Source organism: Zhongshania guokunii (assembly GCF_040892635.1).
Classification (GTDB): domain Bacteria; phylum Pseudomonadota; class Gammaproteobacteria; order Pseudomonadales; family Spongiibacteraceae; genus Spongiibacter; species Spongiibacter guokunii.
In genome coordinates this window covers 69,379-90,217 of sequence record NZ_JBFRYA010000007.1, presented here as the reverse complement: position 1 = coordinate 90,217, position 20,839 = coordinate 69,379, and the positions used below count along the sequence as shown (strand labels likewise).

Genomic DNA, 20,839 nt, shown 5'->3' with positions numbered 1-20,839 from the left:
CTCGGTAAGCAATATTTTTACATTAGCAAACTCATTACCGTTGCCACCAGGGAAAAAAGCCACGTCTTTAGCGTAGTCCACCACGACGATTGCGCCCGCAACTCGCGATCTACATTTGCTCGCTCTAAAATATAGGCGTGCAGCGCATAGGCATCATCCTCAGTTAAAACATCGCTAAAGCCAACCATACCCGCCTTGCTCATCATTCCGTCCAAAACAATAGCATTGAAACTGTTGTGAAATGCCGTGGGCAAATGACGCAAATCCGGTATTGCGCCATTGGAAATCACTTCGGTGCCATGACACGCGGCACAGTAGGCGTAGTAAAGATCGCGGCCTTTGGTCAAGACTGTTTCCTCTGAGGTCAGGCGTGCTGGCGGCTCGTGCAATTGCTTGAGGGGGTTCTCGGGCAAAACACCATTTGCACTTAGCCTGAAGGTCAATACTCGGCTCGGTGGCGGCGCCACATCGCGTTCTAAACCTGCCGTCAACCCAAATGTACCACCCCAGCCCGCTAACACCGTTACATACTGTTCACCATCAACCTCATAACTTACTGGCGGCGCCATCACCCCGGTGCGCGCGTCAAACGACCAGACTTTATCGCCATTATCAGCCCGAAAAGCCAATACCTCGCCCTCTGCCGAGCCCTGAAACACCAAACCGCCAGCGGTCGCGAGCAAACCGCCATTCCAAGTCAATTTATGAGGAACCTGCCAAGCCGCCTGCTGTTTGACAGGGTCCCACGCGAGAAGACTTCCCTGAACGAGTTTTTGGGTTAGTAATTGCGCCAGTATCGGATCGACAACCGAGCCCTGCTTTAAATAAACGCCGACATTCCACTGCCCCCACTGGTGCAAATACTCTTCCACTGAGTTGTATTCAAACAAACTACCAATAGCGGGAATATAAACCAAACCAGTCTGGGGGCTATAAGCCATTGCCTGCCAGTTATGAGCACCAAGCGCCGATGGTCGAATTACTTCAGCACCATCGCGATAGCGCGCTTTGTCGGCCTCTACCGGCCGCCCCGTTGCCAAGTCGTAATGGCTGGCCCAGTTCACCTCTGCATAAGGCTCAGCAGAAATTAATTCACCGGTATGGCGATCGATAACAAAGAAAAAGCCATTCTTCGGCGCGTGCCAAATAACCTTGCGCTGCTCACCGGCAACTGCCATGTCAGCCAGCATAATGTGCTGGGTTGCAGTGTAATCCCAAGATTCTGCAGGGGTTTCCTGATAGTGCCAAATATACTCGCCAGAGTCGGGGTTAAGCGCAACAATTGAGGACAGATATAGATTGTCACCACCCTCTGGGCTGCGAACTTTCGCATCCCACGGCGAGCCATTACCTACCCCAATATAGAGTTGATCTAGTTCGTCGTCGTAAACAATAGCATCCCATACCGTGCCACCACCGCCGTACTCCCACCATTTACCGGTCCATGTCTCTGCCGCGCGCGCCATTGCCTCGCTTTCAAAACCATCAGCAGGGTTGGCCGGCACCGTATAAAACCGCCAAAGCTGAGCGCCAGTATCGACGTCATAGGCGCTAACATAGCCACGCACGCCGTATTCGGCGCCGCCATTACCGATAAACACCTTGCCCTTGGCCACTCGCGGCGCACCGGTGATGGTATAGGGATAAGCGCTTAAATCTGCCGTGCTGGTTTCCCAAACCGGCTTGCCCGTAGTGGCGTCGAGAGCAATTAAGCGAGCATCAAGGGTGCCGAAAATGATCTTGCCTTCATAGACCGCAACCCCGCGATTAACCACATCGCAGCAGGCCATTTTCGCCCACTCTTTTGGCACCTTAGGGTCATATTTCCACAATAGTTGGCCATCTCTGGCATCTAGCGCATATACCACGCTCCAGTTGCCGGTCAGGTAGATAACCCCATCAACTACAATTGGCGTTGCCTCTAAGCCACGATTAAAATCGGTATCAAAGGACCAAGCCAAGCCCAGTTTGGCCACATTACCAACGTTAATTTGGTCTAACTCGCTGTAGCGCTGCTCTTTGTAGTCTTTGCCATAGGACAGCCAGTTAGCACTGTCGTTACGCACAATGCTCTCGGTGTTTATTGCGCCAATGGGCTCGGCACCCGCACTTAAAGAGACAATTAAAAGAAAAGCGGCAGCCAGCGAATTGGCTAAACCAAACAGCGTTTTCATATTGTTTTCCATTTATTATGTTTTTAACTGTCTGCCGCACAGTTAAGCGGCAACCGATTTTTATTTTAATATTGCTAAATATTTTCTAAACGCAGACCAATTCCTACAGCGGCGCAGCAATCACTTAATCGCTGTGCGGATTAAAGCCTCTTTTATCCGCGTAGAAAGCTCTGATTTCGAGAATATCTTTATCGAAATCCCCCGTGGGGTAAAACGCCGGCCCCATTCCCACATGCTTTAATTTGGTATCCACATAGGCCATATAAATCGGCACCCCAGCGCCAACCGCAATATGGTAAAAGCCGGCCTTCCAATAATTCACCTTGCTGCGTGTGCCCTCTGGCGTAATGATCACCACCAAATCTTCACGCTGATTAAAATTATCTACCATCTGCTCAACAGTATTATGGCTTTTGCGACGGTCGATACCGATACCACCAAACCAGCGCATAATCGCCCCCAGCGGCCCGGCTGGAAACAGGGTATGCTTGCCCATCCAGTGCACATCAAGCCGCAAGATAAACGAGGCTGCCATCATGGTAGGAAAATCCCAATTACTGGTGTGCGGCGCAGCAATTAATACGTATTTTTTATCAGTTGGCTTATCACCGATAATGCGCCACCCGCGCAGGCGAGTGAGGCCTATAAAAACCAACCGAAAAAAACCACTAAGTAATGGCGTTTTAAAAATAGTTCGAGCTTGCATAGAATAAAAACACCTTAACGCGGCGCGTTAAACCGCGCGCGATGTTGCTTAAGGGAGGTTGTGCACCAAGTAAAATCAAAACCCCATTTACTTAGTGCTTGGCAGTACAGCTGAGTTTAATCTTTATAATCTGCTGACTTGCCTTCACTGCTAGCGCCGATCGCCAGCATTACATCTTCAAAACTGAGCATGCCCGCATTCCAGGTGGCCTGGTAATTAAGGGCATCTGCCACGCTGTGATCGCGAGTATAAATCAGCATTTGCTTGGTACCGCGAATCGCCAAGGGCGATTTACGAGCAATGTCTTGCGCAAGCTCAGAGACCGCTTCAATCATTTCTTCATACGATGCATAGGCACGATTGACCAAACCAATTTTCTCGGCCTCTGCGGCGTATACATTGCGACCAGTATAGGCCAGTTCGCGCACGATTCCTTGCGGCACAATATGCGGCAAGCGCTGTAAAGTGCCAACATCGGCGACCATACCAATATCAATTTCTTTTATTGAAAACTTCACGCCTTCGCAGCAAAAACGCATATCGCAGGCACTGACAATATCAACGCCACCACCCACACAACTGCCCTGTATTGCAGCTATTACTGGTTTACGACAGCGCTCTATCGCGGTGAGATTACCCTGCAAACGCAGAATGACACTGCGAAACTGTTCCACAAAACGAGATTTTTCGACGCTTTCTGCACCCTGCCCCAAGCCAGCAAACATGGCCAGGTCGATACCCGCGCAAAAATGCCGCCCCTCTCCGCACAGCACAATCGCGCGGACACTTGGCTCGCTATCCAACCATTCAAAGCAGGTTTGAATCTCGTTCCACATAGGCTCATTCATGGCATTGGCTTTTTCGGGCCGATTTAAGGCAACCCAAGCGACATGTTCTTCTAAACGCACAGCTAAAGTGCTGTAGGTTGGGGGGCTGACAGTATTCATTATTATCTCCAGTCTTTTACGTAATCGGCCATTGCTATCTCAGGTAAGGGCTTAGCGCGCCCTTCTCGACTGCCAATATAAAGAAAACCACTTACCTCTTCATTGGCCGAAAGTCCCAAGCCAGCCATAACATGGGCATCGAATGCATTGGCACCGGTGCGCCAAATACCGGCATAGCCCAAGGCCTCAGCAGCGAGGAGCATACCGTGAGCGGCACAACCCGCCGACAACTGTTGTTCTATTAGCGGGATTTTTGGGTGGTTTTGCAGGCAGGCAACAACCACAATAATTAATGGCGCACGCAAAGGCTGTTGTCGAAAACGTGCAAGCTCAGGCTCGCCCAACGTCGGCTCCCGGCGCAACGCAGCCTCCGCAAACAAATCACCCAGTGCAGACAAACCATTATCGCGAATTAATAAAAACCGCCATGGCCGCAAGCGGCCATGGTCAGGCGCGCGGCTTGCCGCCGCAAACAACTCGGCCAATTCGCTATCGCTTGGTCCTGGTGCCGCCAATTTTGCTGCCGAATTTCGTGTTGTAAGTAGGCTTAGGGCTTCCATTAAACTTCTTGCCTCGCGCCAATGCGCAATTGCTTTAATTGATGACTATTCACTACTTCGCCAGATTCATAATATTGTTTCATGCCCAGCGCAATATCACTGATTATGCCGCGAAACACATAATGCAAAATGCGTTCGTATAGCAGTTGCCCAAAATAACCCCAGCGCATATCAAAAATGAGGCTAGTGGTTAGCGCAGTGCGGCTGTGACCAGCATCTTCAAGCCGATAGCGGAATGCGGCGCGTCGAAACGGCAGCGGTGCGCCTTTTTCGCCTTTATGTAGGCGAATAACAAAACCATGGCCCTCGTTCCACTCGGTTATTGTTTCATCAACACCTTTACCCGAGCGTTGATAAATCCGGCGACTAGCGCCTAAGCCATCTGGTTTATCGCTGGTGATTTCGGTGCGAACAGCCGCGGGAACATAATTATGGGCGAGCGAGAGATCCCTTAACAATGCCCACGCCTCTGCCTTTGGCAGATCGATGACTACGCGAGCCGTCGCCTCGTGTTTCATGGTGTATTTCCTTTACGCAAAAAAAATCCCCCGACATAGCGGGGGATATATTCAACCACGAAACTGACGCCCTGTCTTGAGCAACCGAACTGCTAGCGGCTAAAAAATTATCACTGAAAACATTTACTCGCCGGAAAACAGTCTATCAAAATCAGCGGCATAACGAGCAATCCACTCTTCAGCAGCCTCATCGCTGTCAAGAATACGCCCCTCCAGCTCCTCTACTTCACGGCGATAGTGTTCGATTTGGCATAGCTGCTCAACTATCCGCGCACGGAAGGCATCTTTACCAGGGTTAAACTGTATACCCAGCTGAAACTTCTCGCGTTTAGGCCTGCACCACATTACCGTGCCGCGACCGCTAGACTCTTCGGTAATAGATGGTACATAAAACTCTATTTTACTACCGGGTTTAATCTCTCGGGCAACTAAACAGGACAAGCCGGCCATACTCACATCATGCAAGTGGCCTCGGCGCGAGCCTGGCTCGCTAAGTACCTTGACATCCATATGAATGTCACTTGGATGGCGAACAAACTCTCTCATGACGGCGACTCCCACTCCTTCTAATTTCAGCACTAGTAGTAAGCCACAGGAGAACCACAGTCCATATCCGTAATTACCCTGAATTCAGCCCGTATTATCCTTATTTTTCGCTCTCAAGCCATGCCGAGAAGGGCGATTCGCGAGTCAGCTGTACTTTTGTTGCCCAACCTTTAATACCAATACCGTCACGACTCATGTCCAAATCATCGCCGTCCAATACGTTTTCACCAAATTTATACAGGGCGCTAAAGCCCGTTTCACAGGCCTTATCGTCATAGGCCGCCGCGCTGGCCCGAGTGCTTTCCTGACGTTCTAGGTAGCCCTGCCACGCTTTGCTACCGTGTCGGCCACGCAGTAATTTCTGACTTAACAGCGGCGACAATAAAGTTGCCGAGGCGTTATTACCGCCAAAACCTTTGGCATTCAAAATGGCGACATCTAAGCTGTCTGACTCGAACTCCATATGTTCTTTTTGCAAACGTAGATTGCTGCTGTGCACATCATCGGCGATATGATCAATAGTGCTAATTCCAGGAATGATATTGTCATTCCAAACGCCGAGACTCGCAATAAGTTGATCTCCTGATGAGGCGCCAATGCTATGACCGATATACGCTTTTATTGCAGCTACTGGCCACTTCTCAATACCAAAGGTTTTTGCTGTTTCATTCAGTATATGGGATTCAGTAACACGATTTTGCGGTGTACTAGTACCATGGGACTGCACAAAGCTGCGGTGTTTAATCGCGTCTTCGCCAATGATCCCCGCCGCTGAAGCCAAGGCTTTCGCCACCGTAAGGTAGTTGCCAACCCCTGGCGATGAAATGGACTTTTTGTAGCCATCTGCATTCACAAAAACATCTGGTACAGCGCCGTGAATTTGGGCCCCGAGCTCCATAGCAAGCTCATCGTCAAACAGCACTATAAATTGCGAGGCCTCAGAGATGGTAAAGCCACAATTACTACTAAAAGGTCGGCTCGCTCGACGGTGGTCCGGCTCGCTCAAGCCCTTGGCCGCATCCAGCTTCAGTAAATCTGCGTCAGAGGCCAATGCCCCCATAGTGTAGTAACCATCAATAATTCGGGGGTCAACACCCGACTCAGCTACGCCAACAACCGCCACCCGCACACTGCCACTGCGGATTTCATTAACCGCTTGACGCAAATTGTAAAAGAAGGTCGCACAGGCGCCCAAGCTCGGCCCGCTCGTGCCGACACTGCCCAAAACATAGGCGCTAACAAAATCGGCGGGCATATCTGCCAAGCCCAGCGCGAGGTTTTTAGAACTTACTCGCCCGCCATTGGCCCGGGCGCCAAGCAGACCACCAAAACCATTATCGTCTAGCTGAGCCATCGCTGAACTCGCATAAACCCCCATTTGGTCCGGTCTTATACGATCCATAACCGTTTGCCACTCTATACCCATTGAGTTCAATGCGTCGGAAACACCGCAAATCGCCAACTGCAAGCCACGAGGATGGCTGCGCGAAGCATATAGCGCTGCCGGATCAAAACCCGTTGGAAACTGACCTGCGGATGACACTTCAATTTTTCTAGTGGTCGGTAAGAGAATATTACAGGAGTCTGTAATATGGACAGACACATTGCCGTCACCCAAGGCTTGCACCCGCCACCCCGCAGGCAGCTGATCCGGTAAATCTCGCGACCGCGTAACAAACTGCAAGTCACCGCCCTGCCCACTCAGTGCCATGCGTTTATTCCATGGCACCTGATCGACATCAAAAATATTGCCTTCAATTTTACGAATTAAGGTGTGCTCGCGGATATAGCGACGCTGAGCTTCGTCGTCAGCCTGCGCCACAGGCAGCCCCATAATAGCAGCCAAACTGCGGTAGGTACGCGCCGCTTTCACTTCTGGCAATGCATCGACCACCATCCGTCGATAACCGTGATGAAAGGAGCTGCGACCCGCAGGATTAACGCCGCCAAAACCAACTACTACTGGGAGCTTACTCACACCAATTCCTTAATTTATTAGCAAAGATTACCGGTGCTCAGTCTATTCCTGTCAGCATAATTAAAATAGAATATTACTGCCAATAAACCAGTTGATTACGCCAACCATGAAACAAGTCGCCCTGCTCGCCTTTCACGATGCACTCGCCACCAGCATCAGCCTGCCAATGGAATTACTCACCGCCGCCAATAGTGTTTCGCGGCTCAATCAGCGCGCCCCCCTAATGAAAGCCCACATTGTTGGACTCGACCCGGCCCCCATTCGCGTCTCTGGGGGCATGCAAATACTGCCCAGCGCGGCGTTAACGACCGATGACCACTACGACCTAATCATCATCCCCAGCCGCTGGCGTCACCCCCATCGGGGCGCCCCAACTCGACCCGAAGTTATTCGCTGGTTGCGCGAGCACGAACAGCGCGGCGCCGATATTTGCGCTGTTGGCAACGGCAGCTATTTTTTGGCCGAGGCGGGGCTACTTAAGCAGCGGGTTGCCACTACGCACTGGCACTATTTTGACGATTTCGCCAGCCGCTACCCCGACGTAGCTTTACAGCGAGACTACCTGATCACCCAAGCTGACAACATTTACTGCACGGGTAGTGTTAACTCCGCTGCCGACCTTGTCATTCACTTGATCGATCGCTATTGGGGAGCGTGGGTGGCGCGCCGCGTTGCCCAGCAGTTTTCACCAGAAAGTCGCAGACCCTTTTCCCGCAATAGTTATCGGGTCGATCGCAGTGATTTGCACAGGGACGAGGTTATTGCCCTCGCCCAAAACTGGTTGGCTAGGCATTTACAAGAACCGCAAAACATTCGGGATTTAGCCAGCCAAAGCGGGCTTAGTGAGCGCAGTTTCCACCGGCGCTTCCGCCAAGCTACTGGCCTGCCTCCACTGCAATATATGCAAAAAATGCGCATTGAATTAGCCCAAGATTTACTCCAAAACAGCAATCTTACCGTTGAGGAAATCGGCCAGCAGTGTGGCTATACCGACAGCAGCTATTTTTGTCGATTGTTTAAAAACCACTGCACAAGCAGCCCCGGCGAATACCGCCGGGCCGTACGGCGTAAATTATTTGACGTAAACGAGCCCTAAAAGGCCCTACCGGGGGCCGCAACATACGGTATTTTCTTGAAAAAACGCCTATTTTATGGCTAAATCCACCGCTTGTTTGCAGCCCCATTTCCGCGCAAATCAAAATACTAGCCCACAGCAACTACGCCCAGCTGAGTACGCTAACAGGCTAGTTTATGCGCTGACTGTAAAGCCCCTGCGGCCACCATTGATCTAAGTTTTACAACACTGGCAGCCGACCCTAGTCGGTCGCGCAACCCCTAGTACTGCGCTATTCTATTAAGTTCACTGCATAGCCAATCACAAAGCCCCACAAGGAGTTTTCAATGCCCGACATCGGTCGTGTAAACCGGCTTACCGTTAGCCGCCAATCTCAGGCCGGTTTCTATCTTGACGGTGGCAGTCTCGGTGAAATTTTTCTGAGCCGCAAGAATGCTCCCGAAAACTGCCAAATTGGCGATGTCATTGACGGTTTTATCCATCACCACAGCGATGGCAGTTTAATCGCTAGCAATAAGACGCCACTAGCGCAGCTCGGCGATGTAGCCATGCTTAAAATCGCGCAGATCAATGACACTGGCGCATTTTTAGACTGGGGCTTAGACAAAGAATTACTCCTGCCCTACGCCGAACATATGGGTGAAATCACCGCCGGTAAAAAAGCCCTCGTCAAAATTTATCTAGATAAAAGCTATCGCATTGTGGCCTCGATGAAGCTTGACGAGTTTATTGAAGACACCGCACCGCACTTAGAACGCGGCCAACGTTTCGAGGTGATTGTTGCCGGGAAAACTGAGCTCGGCTTCAAAGCCGTTATTGATAATGAATACTGGGGACTGCTCTACGATAGCGACTTAGTAAGACCGCTACGCAAAGGTGAAACACTAACAGCCTATGTTAAAAAAGTACGCGATGACGGCCGCGTCGACCTCAGCATTCAACCCATCAATATTGGTGGCAACGATATAAGCGCGAAAATAATTGCCCAACTTGAGGCCAATGACGGTTTCATCGCCATGGGTGACAAAAGCCCACCAGAGGCAATTTACAGTGTATTTGGGGTCAGTAAAAAGATCTTTAAACAAGCCATTGGTCGGCTTTATAAGCAAAAACGTATTAGCATTGAAGGTCAAGGCATACGATTACTAAAGCCCTAACACCATGTTTAGCGCACCACAGGGGAAGTCATATGGATAGCATCCAGTTTTTAAATGACAGTGTCATTCCCGTGCGACTGGCCGCGATCGACAAAGACGGTTTCCCCCTGATCTGCTCCCTGTGGTTTATCTACCAAGATGGCGAATTGCTTTGCGCAAGCCATGCCTCGGCAAAAATCATCCGCGTATTAAAAGTGAACCCGAACTGCGCATTCGAAGTTTCTGTCAACGCGGTGCCCTATAAAGGGGTGCGCGGCAAGGCTATTGTCACGTTAAAAAGCGACGCAGACGGATTAGTGTTAAGCAGCTTAATAGCCCGCTATTTGGGTGATAGCCAACCGAGCTTGAGCAGCTGGCTGTTGAGTAGACGCAAGGATGAATACGCGATTCATTTAAAAATAGTTTCGCAATCAAATTGGGATTTTAGCGATCGAATGAAAGGCGCTTAGAAACCACTAAACATCGCCTTTCATCCAAGCTACGCACTATTATTTACTGCGCTTGAATTTTTCACCAAGGCTGGCAAATAACACAAAGAACAAGGGTACAAAAACTGTGGCCACAAAGGTCGCCAGCAACATACCACCAATAACACCAGTGCCCAATGACACTCGGCTAGCCGCCCCCGCACCGCTGGCCAAAGCCAAAGGCAAGCAACCCAGAGTAAAGGCCAGTGAGGTCATTACAATGGGACGGAAGCGCAGGCGAATCGCGTCTATAGCCGCATCAACAACAGACATCCCCTGCCGTTGCTTTTGCATAGCAAATTCAACAATCAAGATCGCATTTTTACTCGCCAAACCAATCAAACACACTAAGCCGATTTGGAAATAAATATCGTTTTCTAGGCCCCGCATCCACGTTGCGGCAATCGCGCCCAAGATGGCAAAAGGCACCGCTAATATTACCGCAGCGGGTACCATCCAGCGCTCGTATTGCGCCGCAAGAATAAGAAAAACCATTAACAGTGCTAAGACAAAAGCTTGCCCACCAGAACCGCCGGAGGCCTTTTCTTGGAAAGAGCTTCCCACCCACCCCAAAGTAAAGTTACGACTCAGCTCTTGCGCTGCGACCCGCTCCAGCGCGGCAATCGCATCGCCTGAGCTAAAGCCTGGCGCGGGATTACCTAATACTTTCGCTGCTGGAAATCCGTTAAACCGACTCACAGTATCGGGCCCAACGATACGCTCCACTCGCAGCAAGGTTCTTAACGACACCAAACTACCGCTTACCGAGCGCACAAAAACTTTACTCAAGTCGTCTGGACTACCGCGAAAATCTTCTTCAGATTGCAAATTCACCTGAAAACTACGACCAAACAAAGTAAAGTCGTTTACATAAAGACTGCCAAAAGTTGCCTGCATGGTGCTGAACACGTCCGCAATAGGCACCCCCAGACTCAGCGCTTTCTCCCTGTCTAGAAACAAACGATATTGCGGGGTATTTATATCGAAGGTACTGTAGACCCCACGCAGTTCCGGTTGGGCATTCGCTTTTTGCAGAAACCGCGTCAACTGCTCATCCATAACAGCCATATCACTGTCACCGCGATTTTGCATATACAGCTCAAAACCACCCGTGGTGCTTAAACCAATAATGGGCGGCGGATTAAACGCAAACATGACACCATCGAGCAAGTCTTTACCCAAAGCCGGCAAGCGCTGCGCTACCGCCACCGAGCTCTGCTCAGGCGCGGTGCGCTCAGACCAGTCTTTAAGCATCACGAAGGAAACCCCAGAATTGGTCTTCTGCGCCGAAGACAAAATATCAAAGCCTGCAAACGTCATCAGCCCATTAACTTCATCTTTCTTAAGAATACGTTGATTCATTACATCGGTTACCGCCACCGTGCGCGACAGCGAAGCCGCCGGCGGAGTTTTGTAGACCATAATCACATAGCCTTGGTCTTCTGCTGGCACCAAGCCTTTCGGTACCGTTTGAAACAAAAACCCCATTAAGCCCATCAGCGCCGCAAACATCAGCAAGCCCAAAGTGCGATGGCTAAGCACCCACGTCGTCGCCGCTACATAGCCATTGCGAAGGCCGTTAAATCCGCGATTAAAGCCACCTAAAAATCCACGCTCAGCCGGTTTGTGATTTTTAGTTGTCAACATCATTGAGCACAAGGCTGGGGTCAGTGTTAGGGCGACAATACCCGACAAAATAACCGAAACCGAGATCGATACTGCAAACTGCCGATACATCTCACCCGTTAGGCCGGCCATAAAGATAACCGGAAGGAACACTGCGCACAGCACTAATACAATTGCAATTAAGGGGCCCGACACCTCCTCCATTGCCCGCTTAACCGCGGTATTTGCATCCACATGCTGCTCTTCCATGATGCGTTCGACGTTCTCAATCACAATAATCGCGTCGTCGACCACGATCCCGATAGCCAAAATAAGCCCAAATAAGGTCAACAGGTTTATGGAAAAACCGACAATATACAGCCCCGCAAAGGTGCCTATGATCGAAACCGGAATAGCTAATAACGGAATAATGGTTGCCCGCACGTTTTGCAAAAACAAAAACATAACCAACACAACCAGTAGCAGCGCCTCAAAGAAGGTCGCCACCACTTCTTTAATTGAATGTTCTACAAACACGGTAGTATCAAATGCGAGATCGAGATGAATCCCCTCTGGCAGCTTAGCCCGCACGGCGGCGATTACCGCTTGCGCCTCGGCGCCAGTCTCTAGGGCATTGGCGCCAGGCTGTAAATACATGGCCACTGGCACCGCTGGCCGGCCATTAAATGCCCCCTGAAAAGCATAATCTTTGGCGCCCAGTTCGACCCGCGCCACATCACCAAGGCGCAGCGTGGCACCGGAGTTACTCGAGCGCAAAATAATGTGTTCAAACTCCGCCACCGTCGCTAAGCGGCCCTGAGTGGTTACGGTATAGGTGAATGGCGCATCTTTCACCATTGGCTCCGCCGCAAATTTACCTGCGGCAAAATTAGCATTTTGCTCACTCACCGCGCGCGCCACATCTGCCGGTGTTAAGGAAAATTCAGCAAGACGATCCGGCTGCAACCAAATGCGCATTGAATAATCTTTGGCGCCCAAGAGCCGCGCATCACCAATTCCGGGCAGACGGCGCAGCTCGTCGACAATATTTAACAGCGCGTAGTTACTCAGGTAAATCGCGTCGTACTGGGGATTGTCTGAGGTCAGCGCGTAAATCATCAAAATGCTGGTCGATCGCTTGCTCACCTGAATACCGAGGCGCTTCACCGCCTCAGGTAAACGGTTCTCCGCAACCGCCACTCGGTTACTGACGTTAATCGCAGCCTGATCAGGGTCTGTACCGGTGGCAAACACAACACTGATACTTACCACGCCCGAGCTAGATGCTTGGGTAGACATATACAGCATGCCGTCTACACCATTTATTTGCTGTTCTAGTGGCGCAGCGACGGTCTCGGCAATCGTTTCAGCATTCGCACCAGGGTAACTGGCAGTAACGACAATTTCTGGCGGTAAAAACTCAGGGTACAAGGCAATAGGCAATCGCCCCATTGCGGTTGCACCAGCCAATAAAATCATTAGGGATAGAACGATCGACAGTACCGGGCGGTCGATAAAAAAGCGGGCGCTCACTTGGCTTCGCCCTCCGCAATCGAGTCTTTAGAAGCTGGCTGCTTGGAAACGTCCGTTGGCGCCAACAAGGCACCGGCCTGCACCCGCGACACGCCGTCAATAACAACCAAATCGCCAACATTCAGGCCCGATTCAATGATCACACCCTCTTCTGACTCCAAGCCCAAGCTTACATTCACAATTTCAGCGTGATTATCTTTGTCAACTCGGAACACATAAATACCCTGCGCACTTTGCATAATTGCCCGCGCTGGTACTACCATCGAATCTAAACTAACCAAACCATGCAAACGCACGCGTAAAAACTGGCCAGGCAAAATAAAGCCATCGGGGTTTGGTACTGTTGCACGCAGCTGCACAGTACCAGTCAACTTGTCGATTGCGCTTTCGGTAAAGTCGACCTGCGCGAGGTGAGGATAGGTGTCATCAGGCCCGAGGATGATTTCTACCTCACGCTTACCATCCTGAAATTCAATTTCACCGCTGCTAACCATACGACGAATATTCAACACTAATTTATCCGGCAGCGAGACATTGACTAAAATAGGGTCTAGCTGGGTAATTTCCGTCAACAAGCTATTGCTCGGGCCAACCAAACTGCCCTCCGAAAGCTGCTCTCGACTGGTAATACCAGCAATAGGCGCCCTTACTTGGGTGTAATCCAAATTAATCTGCGCGGCTTCAACTTCGGCTTTTGCGAGCTGCACTGCCGCTTTTGCAAAATCTAAATCAGATTCAGCATCGTCGCGCTCACGGCGGCTAATAGCATTAGTTTTAATCAGTTCGCCGGCGCGCTCCCAGCGTCGAGAGGCTGAAGCCAAGCCAGCATTGGCTTGCGCCAACTGGGCTTTGGCGCGGTTTAGCGCAACCTGAAAAGGCGCGGCATCAATCTGAAACAGCAGCTGGCCGGCTTTCACGGTCTGGCCTTCGGTATACGTTCTGCGCAATAAAATACCTTCTACTCGCGCTCTAATTTGCACTTCTTTTGAGCCCATAGCGCGACCGGGATACTGACCGCCAATAGGCACCGCATGGGCCTCCATGCGCTGTACGTTGACCGCGACAGGATTACTGCTGACGGCTGCCGGCGGCGCATCATCGCAGGCACTTAAGACCAATAAAGACATCGGCACGAGGAAGAAGAACTTAAAAAACGGAAGAGAAAATCGCACACCAAGAACCATCTGCTACCTCTGACGGAGAATTCGCATAATTCACACACTTTACATACATACCTGCATGTATGTAAAGTGTGTGAATTGAAATAAATAAACGATGACGACACCACGCCATTATGAGACGTTCAAAAGCCGACGCTGAGATAACCCGCTGCCGTATTCTAGAAGCCGCAGCAGACCAATTTGCCAAACAGGGCATTAACCGCACCCGTTTAAGCGACATCGCCACTGCCGCAGGAGTAACTCGCGGCGCGATTTACTGGCATTTTTGTGACAAAGAAGCTCTAATTACCGCGATGATCGACAGTGTGAGCGCACCGACTGAAGCGGCGATGATGGCGCTAAACAGCACCGACAACGAAGAGCTATCCTTAGAAACATTAAAAAAAGTCGTTGTCGACGCATTTACTCGTGTCTACGACATCCCCGCCTCGGCCCAAATCACCCGATTTATACTGCGTTACGCCCTGAGCGAGGAAGCCGAGTCATTAAAAACTCGAATCAATAACGATCGCAACATAGCAGTCAGTCGCATTAGCCAATTTATTGATAACGCTCAGCAAGCCGGACTGGTGAAACCAGAACTGTCAGCAGCCTGTATCGCCAATCATATTCGCGCCCACATCATCGGGCTTTTTCACCATCATCTCAGCATCCCCGCGCCCGGCCTTAAGCCCCAAGATGTCGCCGCATCAATGGATTTACTACTTAGCGGGCTCCGCAACTAAAAGCAGTCTTAACAAAAACTAAGCGCGCCCATCTGACACAACAAATTTATTAATTGCCAAAGGTAGCAATATTTCAAATGCCGCACCGCTGCCAAGCACACTACTCACCTTAATTTGGCCTTGTAGCTGCTGCCGAACAATATTATAGACCAAGTGCAAACCTAAGCCGGTGCCGCCGCCGCCTCGCCGAGTGGTAAAGAACGGCTCAAAAACTTTATTAACCGCATCTGCTGGGATACCCACGCCATTATCACTAAACAACAATACTATCTCTGAATCGCGCTTGGTGACAGTCAAGGTAATACGCCCGCTCTCCCCCTCAGGAAAAGCGTGAATCAAACTATTATTTAATAAATTAATAACAACCTGCGCCAAACCGCCTGGCACAGTGCGCAGACCAACCCCTTTAGGGCACTCCAACACAACTTCATGACCACTGCGTCGATAACTTGGCGACAAATGCGTAAGCACATCACTAAGGTATTCATGCAAATTTATGTCGCGGGTTTCAGCGGTAGCCTGATCAACAGAAACTTGTTTAAAGCTGCTAATCAAGCCACCGGCACGCTGAATATTTGCCAATACGATTCGTGATGCTTCCTGCAAACGCTGCAACAAGGGCCGCAAATCATCGGAATCCGCAAACATTTCATCTAAGCGCCGCAAATCAGCCTGCAAGGTCGACTCGGCAGTGATGGCAATACCAAGCGGTGTATTTAACTCATGGGCAAAACCCGCAACCAAACCACCGAGTGAGGCCATTTTCTCGGCTTCGACCAAGTGATCCTGAGTCTCCTGCAAACACTCCAGCATGACCTTAAGCTCTTCGCTGGCCACTTCTGAGCGATGCTTCTGGCCAGTAAGCACTAAAAACGACATACCTAATAGACCTGTAAACAATAAACCCGCCGCCAGCAGCCCCCAAGCCACTATCGAGCGCGTTCCCACTAAAAATGCCTGACTGGCTTCCACCTGAAATTGCCATTGCTGATCAGCCACCTGCAGTACTTTGTGGTACTGAAATAACGAAGCCCCTGTCGCGCCGCGACCACTCGCATCAGCACTGCGGTATAAGGTCGTGCCATTTGCGTCAGCAACCGATACCAAAACACCGTCTAAACTCTGGGGCGACAACAAAAAGCCCATTAAGTCATCCACCCGAAACACACCCGAAACATAGCCAGCCAAAATGCGTTTTTGATCACTGACGTGACCAAGCACAGGTAAATAAATAACGACGCCTTTCTGGTTTGCACTCTCCTGCACCAAACGAATAGGGTCTGTCACTGCCGGCTCGCCCGTAGCTGCAGCGCGCAACAATGCCTTGCGCGGGCGCTCTGCAGACGAAATATCATAGCCCAACGCGGCGACATTTTTAGCTAACGGCTCAATGTAGCGAATAACCACATACTCATCTTTGGGGTTTTGCAGAACCAATACACCGTTCTGATCGCGCCGAGTCACATACACCGCCGCCTGTAGATCCGCGCTGAGTTTAGCCTCCAAGGCCTGCCGATCACTGCCAGCAACCCGCGCATTCCAAGCTATAGCTTGAAAACCCGCATTCCTAGCCAATAGTCCTTGCGAGAAAAGTTTAAAATCTTGCTGGGTAACCTCGGTCGAAGCATCAAAAAAAGCTTGCACCGAGTATAGGGTTGCCAAATGAGCACTTATCATCGACTGGCTGTGCTGAAATACCTGCTCAGCGCGACTTTCAAAATCGGACTGCTGACGATTTAATTCCCAGCGACTCGCAGCGACATAGATCGCCACAATAACGCATGACGCTCCAATTAAAACAACCGACAGAATCTTTTGGCGGCTCCGCCAAACTTCACGAGGTTCCGCGAAAAACACAAATATTAGAGTGGCGAAGATCATCACCCCTAAGCCGTCGCCCACCCACCACGTAAACCAATTAAACAAAAAATTCTCAGCAGGTAATTTACCAGCCAGCCACAGAGCGCTCGCCCCTACGCTAGCGCCAACCAGGCAACTTACACCGCAAACAAAAACAATGAATCGCCACACTGAACGGGTATCATCAAGGGCGAGTGGGTAACCCACATAGCGGCGCAACAACCACGCTCCCGCCAAAGCCTGCACACTGGAACCCAAACCAATAGCAAAAGGGAGTAATAACGCGAAAAACGCTTCACCAAAGGCCAGCCCACGGAGTCCAGCCAGATCCAAATTTACCAATATTGAACCGAGCAATACCCCAGGCCACAGCCTATAGCCGTTTAACAGTATCAGCGCTAAGGCAATACCTGCTGCGGGCCAAATTGCCGTTGCATAACCAGGTGGAATAGCCAGTAACAAGGCGAGTTTACCGGCCACAAAATAGAGCACGATAGTCGCTACAAGCGCAGTGTGGTAGCGCTTAAACATTAGCAAACCATCGACGATTTACATAGTTATATGGGGATTTTTCGACCATCCTGGCGCACTCGTCAGTACTAGAAAAATAAAAGAAGCTTTAAGACACTATTGAAGAGTCTAACGGTTCACTACGCACTGCCACCATCAGTAGAACCCCCTAAACAACGCTACACTGACTCTAGCCTTGCTAAAATATAGCCATTCTAGTAAAAAACCGGCTCAGTAATGCACCGGTTTCAGCTTAACCTCAACCCCGTCATCATCGCCACAAATGGCGCTATCACCTTAATTTATGAGCGAATTACTAGTATCTACCCACCTTAGGTAACGCACACTTTTATCGCTTATTGAGGCCAGTTGTAATATCCTAGGCCGTTTTATCCCATAACAAAATTGTTAACCACAATGGATCTACAAAGATGCTCATAGGAATCCCAAAAGAACTCGCGAGCGGCGAAAACCGCGTAGCGATTATTCCGACAGATGCCAAAAAGCTCATTAGAGCCGGCGCCACGATGCAAATCGAAGCAGGCTTGGGCTTGGGTAGCGGCTTCAGTGATCAGGAATACATTGATGCTGGCGCTACTGTTAGCAGCGATCGCAACGCTATCCTCGCCTCTGCAGAAATTATTCTGCGGATCAGTAAACCGAGTATAGATGAAATCAGCCAAATGAAAGCCGGCTGCATCCATATTAGCTATTTAGACCCATTTAACGAGCACTCACTGATCAAAGCTTTCCGCGATCAAGGTGTGAGCGCGATCAGCATGGAAATGATTCCACGCTCTACTCGCTCTCAAAAAATGGATGCTCTAAGCTCACAGGCAAGCTTGGCTGGCTATGTGATGGTATTGCTAGCGACCACCAGACTGCCCCGCATTCTGCCCATGATGATGACCCCTGCCGGCACCTTAAAGCCGTCTACGGTGTTCATCATCGGCGCCGGTGTAGCGGGCCTGCAAGCGATTGCAACCGCCAAGCGTCTCGGCGCTAAGGTTGTCGCCTTTGATACCCGCTCCGTCGTTGCGGAGCAAGTGCGCTCACTGGGTGGCAAGTTCCTCGAGATTGATCTCGGCGAAACCGGCCAGACCAAAGATGGCTACGCTCTTGCACTGACTGACGAGCAGCTAAAGCTTCAGCTCGAAGGCCAGAAAAAGCAAATTGCAGAATCTGACATCGTGATCACCACGGCGCAGCTATTCGGCCGCAAACCCCCAGTACTGGTCACCAGCGACATGATTAAAGGCATGAAGCCAGGCTCAGTAATTGTCGACATGGCAGCCGAGAGCGGCGGCAACGTTGAAGGCTCAGTAGCCGGTGAAACCGTTGTTGTCGACGGCGTAACGATTATCGGCGACGGCAACTGGTCCAATTTCGTCAGCCGCGACGCCAGCCAAATGTACTCATCCAACCTGTTTAATCTGGTTGATGAAGGCTGGAACGGCGATGACAAGAAAATGGTTATCGACATGGAAAACGATATTCTGCAGGGCTGTGTGATTACCCACGGCGGCGAGATCGTCAACGAAACCATTCAAAAACTGATTAACTAGGAGTAGATGATGGAAATAGCAGTTTATCTTGCTTTCATCTTAATGCTGTCAATATTTTTAGGCTTTGAGCTGATCAATAAAGTACCCGCAACCTTGCACACACCGCTAATGTCGGGCTCTAACGCGATCTCGGGTATTACCTTAGTTGGCGCATTGACCTCAGCCGGCGCTGAGCATTCTGGCCTTGCCACCATTCTTGGCACTATCGCTGTTGCGATGGCGACTATCAATGTAATCGGCGGCTATATGGTTACCGACCGCATGCTAGCTATGTTTAAGAAAAAAGGGAGCGCTAAGTAATGGGTATTGAATTACTGGTGAACCTGTCCTATGTGGCAGCTGCCGTTCTGTTTATTTTTGGCTTAAAAATGCTGGGCTCTCCAGCAACAGCGCGCAAAGGCAACCTAGTATCAGCGATCGGTATGTTTATCGCTGTAGTAGTGACCTTACTTGACCAAAGCATCATTGATTTCAAATGGATTGTCGCTGGCATCGTTGTTGGCGGTGCAATCGGCGCACTGGTTGCGCGTAGAGTAGAAATGACCGGCATGCCGGAAATGGTTGCCCTATTCAACGGTTTTGGCGGTGTCGCCAGCTTATTCGTGGGCTGGGCTGCTCTCTATGGCTTTGAAGCAACCACCTTTGAACTGATCACCATCGTATTGTCGATTCTGATCGGTGGCGTTACCTTCTCAGGAAGTATGGTTGCCTGGGGCAAGCTCAGCGAACGCATCTCCGGTAAGGCTATCGTGTTCGGCGGTCAGCGCGTGTTTAACATTATGCTGATCCTCGCAATTCTTGCGTCGGCAGTCATGTTCACGTTAAGCACTGGACCAGCCACTTCGATTTACTTGTACTTGGTAATTGGCCTGTCACTGCTGCTGGGTATCATGCTGGTTATTCCAATCGGCGGTGCCGATATGCCCGTGGTTATCTCACTGCTAAACAGCTACTCAGGCCTCGCGGCTTGTGCGGCGGGTATCGCCATTAACAACATTATTCTGATCGTGGCCGGCGCCCTTGTTGGTGCCAGCGGTATCATCCTCACTCAGATCATGTGTAAGGCAATGAACCGTTCACTGAGCAATGTTCTGTTTAGCGGATTTAGCGCTGTGTCTGCCGGTGGCGCCGCCGCCAAGATTGAAGGCGAAGCTAAGGCGATGACCGCAGAAGATGCCTACTACGTACTTGAAGCCGCAGCGAGCGTTGTTATTGTACCTGGTTACGGTATGGCGGTAGCACAAGCTCAACACGTGGTTAAAGAACTGCAAGAGCTGCTGGAGAAGAATGGCGCCGAAGTCGTTTACGCTATCCACCCGGTTGCTGGTCGCATGCCTGGCCACATGAACGTACTGCTTGCCGAAGCGGATGTATCCTATGACCTATTGCTGGAAATGGATGCGATTAACCCGCGCATGGAAACCTTCGACGTGGCGATTGTTATCGGTGCTAACGATGTAGTTAACCCTGCCGCGCGTGAAATGGAAGGCAGCCCGATTTACGGCATGCCAGTCATTAACGTGGACATGGCCCGCAACGTGTTTGTGATGAAGCGCTCTATGGCTTCTGGCTTCGCCGGTATCGACAACCCTCTGTTCTTTAAAGAGAACACGCGGATGCTGTTTGGTGATGCAAAAGAAATGCTAGGCAATATTATTAAAGCATTTAGCTAAGCTAAAACTACGGCATAAAAAACGGGCTCCTATGAGCCCGTTTTCATTTCCACATTATT

The 20,839-nt window shown here is 50.5% G+C and carries 17 protein-coding genes; 7 read left to right on the top strand and 10 right to left on the bottom strand.

The annotated features are described in order from the left end of the window. Positions 1–17 precede the first annotated feature (17 nt). From AB4876_RS09680 to AB4876_RS09650, 7 genes are all read right to left on the bottom strand, one after another. Positions 18–2,174 (bottom strand): PQQ-dependent dehydrogenase, methanol/ethanol family, encoded by a 2,157-nt coding sequence (locus AB4876_RS09680; protein ID WP_368381453.1) that lies wholly within the window; start codon positions 2,172–2,174, stop codon positions 18–20. Positions 2,175–2,298: 124 nt separating this feature from the next. After that, positions 2,299–2,880, bottom strand: coding sequence for a lysophospholipid acyltransferase family protein (locus AB4876_RS09675; protein ID WP_301030331.1), 582 nt, complete (start codon positions 2,878–2,880; stop codon positions 2,299–2,301). Between the two features lie 116 nt (positions 2,881–2,996). Next, entirely contained in the window at positions 2,997–3,827 is an 831-nt protein-coding gene (locus tag AB4876_RS09670; RefSeq protein WP_368381452.1) for a crotonase/enoyl-CoA hydratase family protein, read from the bottom strand. 2 nt (positions 3,828–3,829) lie between these two features. After that, positions 3,830–4,387: a nitroreductase family protein gene (locus AB4876_RS09665; RefSeq protein WP_368381451.1), complete on the bottom strand. Its 558-nt coding sequence runs from the start codon at positions 4,385–4,387 to the stop codon at positions 3,830–3,832. Then, entirely contained in the window at positions 4,387–4,905 is a 519-nt protein-coding gene (locus tag AB4876_RS09660) for an SRPBCC family protein (protein WP_368381450.1), read from the bottom strand. The genes AB4876_RS09665 and AB4876_RS09660 overlap by 1 nt, the downstream gene beginning before the upstream one ends. 123 nt (positions 4,906–5,028) lie before the next feature. Then, a complete protein-coding gene (locus tag AB4876_RS09655; RefSeq protein WP_368381449.1) occupies positions 5,029–5,451 on the bottom strand; it encodes a PilZ domain-containing protein in 423 nt (140 codons plus the stop codon). A gap of 100 nt (positions 5,452–5,551) precedes the next feature. After that, a complete protein-coding gene (locus tag AB4876_RS09650) occupies positions 5,552–7,429 on the bottom strand; it encodes a beta-ketoacyl synthase (protein WP_368381448.1) in 1,878 nt (625 codons plus the stop codon). 106 nt (positions 7,430–7,535) lie between these two features. On the opposite strand from AB4876_RS09650, the gene AB4876_RS09645 reads away from it, so the two are divergent. The 3 genes from AB4876_RS09645 (at position 7,536) to AB4876_RS09635 (ending at position 10,110) form a co-directional block, all read left to right on the top strand. Beyond that, a complete protein-coding gene (locus AB4876_RS09645) occupies positions 7,536–8,525 on the top strand; it encodes a GlxA family transcriptional regulator (RefSeq protein ID WP_368381447.1) in 990 nt (329 codons plus the stop codon). A gap of 305 nt (positions 8,526–8,830) precedes the next feature. Continuing rightward, positions 8,831–9,661 carry a CvfB family protein gene (locus tag AB4876_RS09640; protein ID WP_368381446.1) on the top strand — a complete coding sequence of 277 codons (831 nt, stop codon included), beginning with the start codon at positions 8,831–8,833 and terminating at the stop codon, positions 9,659–9,661. Between the two features lie 32 nt (positions 9,662–9,693). After that, positions 9,694–10,110, top strand: a complete 417-nt coding sequence (locus AB4876_RS09635) for a hypothetical protein (RefSeq protein WP_368381445.1) — start codon at positions 9,694–9,696, stop codon at positions 10,108–10,110. Positions 10,111–10,149: 39 nt separating this feature from the next. On the opposite strand, the gene AB4876_RS09630 is transcribed toward AB4876_RS09635, so the two are convergent. Both AB4876_RS09630 and AB4876_RS09625 read right to left on the bottom strand, forming a co-directional pair. Continuing rightward, positions 10,150–13,266: an efflux RND transporter permease subunit gene (locus AB4876_RS09630; protein ID WP_368381444.1), complete on the bottom strand. Its 3,117-nt coding sequence runs from the start codon at positions 13,264–13,266 to the stop codon at positions 10,150–10,152. Further along, complete coding sequence (locus tag AB4876_RS09625) at positions 13,263–14,438, bottom strand: efflux RND transporter periplasmic adaptor subunit (protein WP_368381443.1); 1,176 nt, start codon at positions 14,436–14,438, stop codon at positions 13,263–13,265. Before AB4876_RS09625 ends, AB4876_RS09630 begins: the two co-directional genes overlap by 4 nt. Before the next feature lie 122 nt (positions 14,439–14,560). On the opposite strand from AB4876_RS09625, the gene AB4876_RS09620 reads away from it, so the two are divergent. After that, positions 14,561–15,172, top strand: a complete 612-nt coding sequence (locus AB4876_RS09620) for a TetR/AcrR family transcriptional regulator (protein WP_368381442.1) — start codon at positions 14,561–14,563, stop codon at positions 15,170–15,172. A gap of 18 nt (positions 15,173–15,190) precedes the next feature. Here the strand turns inward: AB4876_RS09620 and AB4876_RS09615 are convergent, their stop codons facing one another. After that, positions 15,191–17,563, bottom strand: a complete 2,373-nt coding sequence (locus AB4876_RS09615; RefSeq protein WP_368381441.1) for a CHASE domain-containing protein — start codon at positions 17,561–17,563, stop codon at positions 15,191–15,193. 410 nt (positions 17,564–17,973) lie between these two features. On the opposite strand from AB4876_RS09615, the gene AB4876_RS09610 reads away from it, so the two are divergent. From AB4876_RS09610 to AB4876_RS09600, 3 genes are read left to right on the top strand one after another with little or no spacing between them, the layout of a single operon-like run. Next, positions 17,974–19,107, top strand: coding sequence for an NAD(P) transhydrogenase subunit alpha (locus AB4876_RS09610; protein WP_368381440.1), 1,134 nt, complete (start codon positions 17,974–17,976; stop codon positions 19,105–19,107). A 9-nt stretch (positions 19,108–19,116) separates the two neighbouring features. Further along, positions 19,117–19,407 (top strand): NAD(P) transhydrogenase subunit alpha part 2, encoded by a 291-nt coding sequence (locus AB4876_RS09605; protein ID WP_344933101.1) that lies wholly within the window; start codon positions 19,117–19,119, stop codon positions 19,405–19,407. Then, complete coding sequence (locus tag AB4876_RS09600) at positions 19,407–20,780, top strand: NAD(P)(+) transhydrogenase (Re/Si-specific) subunit beta (RefSeq protein WP_368381439.1); 1,374 nt, start codon at positions 19,407–19,409, stop codon at positions 20,778–20,780. Before AB4876_RS09605 ends, AB4876_RS09600 begins: the two co-directional genes overlap by 1 nt. Positions 20,781–20,839: the final 59 nt, after the last annotated feature.